1 protein-coding gene and 1 pseudogene are annotated in these 3,022 nt (G+C 59.3%); both read right to left on the minus strand.

The annotated features are described in order from the left end of the window. The coding region (locus D6B98_RS40645; RefSeq protein ID WP_205680581.1) for a hypothetical protein at nucleotides 1–305 on the minus strand (305 nt) is incomplete at its 3' end. Between the two features lie 2,302 nt (nucleotides 306–2,607). After that, nucleotides 2,608–2,946, minus strand: a pseudogene (locus tag D6B98_RS39450) (transposase); the annotation flags it as partial. Nucleotides 2,947–3,022 lie beyond the last annotated feature (76 nt).

Below are 3,022 nucleotides of genomic sequence, written 5' to 3' on the forward strand. Positions count from 1 at the left end.
ATTCGCGGGTCAATCTTGCCCGCCGTCAGGCAGAAACTCCACTTATCGCGCTGTTCAGATTTGCGGGACCAGCTCACATTGCCCATGATGTCTGAGCCCGAACCAATTGGGAGTCGGCGCGCGGTTGAGGCTAGCTGACAGGTTTCGGCTTGGGCGTTGTCCGGACCATTCGAACGCCGCGGGCCGGCATATCCCACAAGGTCACTCAGCTGAGAGACTTCGATTTGCCGAGCGGTGCCAAGAGCGACGAGGGTGTCAGGAAAGAGTTGTTGCAGAGAGAGCAGCGCAGATGCGACTGGCGCCATAAAAAATCCGATGCTAGCTCTTGATAGCCGGCATGCTAGCGAGAACTAGCCGGTGGCTCGGCCATCGGGTAGTGAAACGGTGAAAGCGCTGTGCCTGACAGATGCCGCAAGCCTCGGTGGTCAGCCAAAGCTGGCCACCTTTGCTCCCGTGAGGGGCAGGCCCCTTACGGCGCTACCAAGTGGTATTTTTGAGAAGTACCGCAGGGCGCCTAGCTGGACTAGTGGGCAACCCTGCGAAGACGACGCTGTCCCTAGGGTGCCAGGGACGAAAAAGGTTAACGGCGACGTGACTCGGCGCTCAATCCCTGCAAAGCGCTGTCCCTGCCACGCGCCGCTAACTTTAGTGCCGGCCCTGCCCGTTTCGGTATCCAGCCTGACACTTTGCCGCCCTGTAGGGTGCTGCCAAGTTGTAGACTGAGAACGACTGCCAATCACCTACCTGAATTGGTTGGATCGTCCGCTATTTTCTACGCTGATCCGCCACCTCACGGAGAGATTGGAGATGCCCAGCATACTAAAGCGCTCCGCTGCGTGAAAAAGGCTTACACGCTGCCGCTCATGTCAGAGCCCGGGAAATGTTGGCGGGATAAGACGGGAGGTGTGGAAGCGATCGCTTGAAAGTCCACGCGCGCCGCTAAATTTAACGTCGTCGATCTTCCTCGGCACAAGCGACGGGTGTCCGCGCCTGAAAAAGCACGACAGTGCGGCTCGTTTCTCCGACACCGGAAGCAGCGCGGGCGCGACTCGGCGCCGGTCCGTTGGGACGGGATCGGGGGCTGTCCCTGCCGCGCCTGCGCTGCAGATTGAGGTTAGCAGGAACGTGACTCGGCGCTGTCCCATTCTGGTAATAGCGCTGTCTCTACCACGCCTCGCTAACCCTAGCGGCTCTGTACTCACGCTAGCTTTCCAAAAGCTGACGAAACCTGTGCGGCAATTCACAAAAGAACAGCAGCTGTCGTTGCCGATTGCGGACCATGCTCACTGGCGGCCGCTGACCGCCCGAACAGCGCGCGCACCCAAAATGAAACCGATCACTCCCAAGGCTGGCACAAAGGATCTTCTCTGCGGTATAGGCGTGGCAAGTACAGACTTCCTCGAACCCGGTCATCGCGACCAGGAAATTGGGCTTAGAGCATGCGTGCGTGCACAGCATGATAATGCATTGTCTGCTCAGTTGAAGGATGCTCCCCAGAGAGTGGGCGGTGCGCGCCAAATTCGTATTCGCTTGGTCTCAATATTCGTGAAGGCCGCAACAGGCTGCGCAACGCGCTGTCGACCGTCCCGGGCCCGTGTTGTGGGCGGGCCGCTTTGCTGCCCTGGCTATATCGCGTGTCCAATCGGCTAGGTGGTCGGCCGGCGAGTCGTTCAATCGACGAATACACATTCGTTGACCGCATCCCCACAGCGGCAGGAAGTCGCAGTGGAGCACCGTCTCCAATTAACGGCCAGTCGCGAGGAGCGGGTTCATCAGGCGCAAATAAAGCTCAGGATGGGCCACCGGCCATCGACAAGTCGAGGCGATATCACATGGCTCCGGACCCGCGCTGCCCCGTTTCCCGAGGTGCAGCCAACGCCATCGACTCCGATCGGTTCGAGGCACAAGCATCGGGTCTGCGAACTAACGCGCGCCACCGCGTAACTATCGCATAAGAGTGCTGTCAATTGGCACTACCAAATCTGGGTGTTTGGGGAAGCAGTACTTGCATCGTAAGGTTACGGACAGGTCGGACACATATGTGTTTTCATCAAGAGTCGAGTCCATGGCAAACATGAACCTCAGCTCCCAATCCTTTGCCGACGCAGGCGCGCGACAGCGGACCGTCACCGACAAGAACTCACAAAATTTAGAGCACTGGTCCCGAGACGGACGGGTTTCCAGATGAGACGTGTCATGAACCCAATAGCGCGCGTCGCAGCCGCAATAAAGCGCGTTCGGGCACTCTCCGATTTTGACCGCTGCTGCGCAATCTGGTGGCTCTATCGCCTCCATTTCGGTATCAATCGCGACGTGATGTTGGGCCTTGACCCGGTCACGATCGCCCAGGAGAGATCCCGCTGCGGCATTTAGGCCTCGTGACATCGGCCACCTTTCATGCGAGCGCTGGCACTGCCCCACTAAACCTGCCACCAGCTTGCGCGTTGGCTGGCGCACAAAAAATCTCAGCCTAAGCCCAAACGTCTCAAGTCTCCCCCAGCCCACTAAGGTCGCAATCACACCTAGTACCGGCGGACTGCCTGAGGGCACCTCAATGGCGCCTGGAAATACGTGAGCAGACCGCACAAGCCGAACTAGGGCGCGCGTTCATAACGCGCGGCGGATAGATGCGAGTTGGACGAAGGCAAGGTAGCTTCCTGCAAGCTGTCGTAGCGCGTCGCCACCAGACGGCATTGCTTGATCCCGTTGAAGAACCGTTCGACGTGGTTGCGAGCGCGGTAGAGGTGCGGGCTAAAGCAGATCGGATCGCTGCGCTTGCCTTTCTGCGGGTTGGCTCACGCTCCCTTCCTCATGGCAAGCTCCTTGATCCTGTCGGCGTCATAGCCCCGGTCGGCAAGCAGCATTGACCCCGGGCTTCAAGCGAGAGAGCAGTCGTCCGGCAAGTCGTACGTCGTGCGCCTCGCCGGGACTCAACGCCAGTCGCACGACTGAGCTGGTCCCGCAAATCTGAACAGCGCGATAAGTGGAGTTTCTGCCTGACGGCGGGCAAGATTGACCCGCG

Origin of the sequence: Bradyrhizobium sp. LVM 105 (assembly GCF_003957705.1) — a bacterium.
In the GTDB taxonomy this organism is placed as follows: domain Bacteria; phylum Pseudomonadota; class Alphaproteobacteria; order Rhizobiales; family Xanthobacteraceae; genus Bradyrhizobium; species Bradyrhizobium frederickii.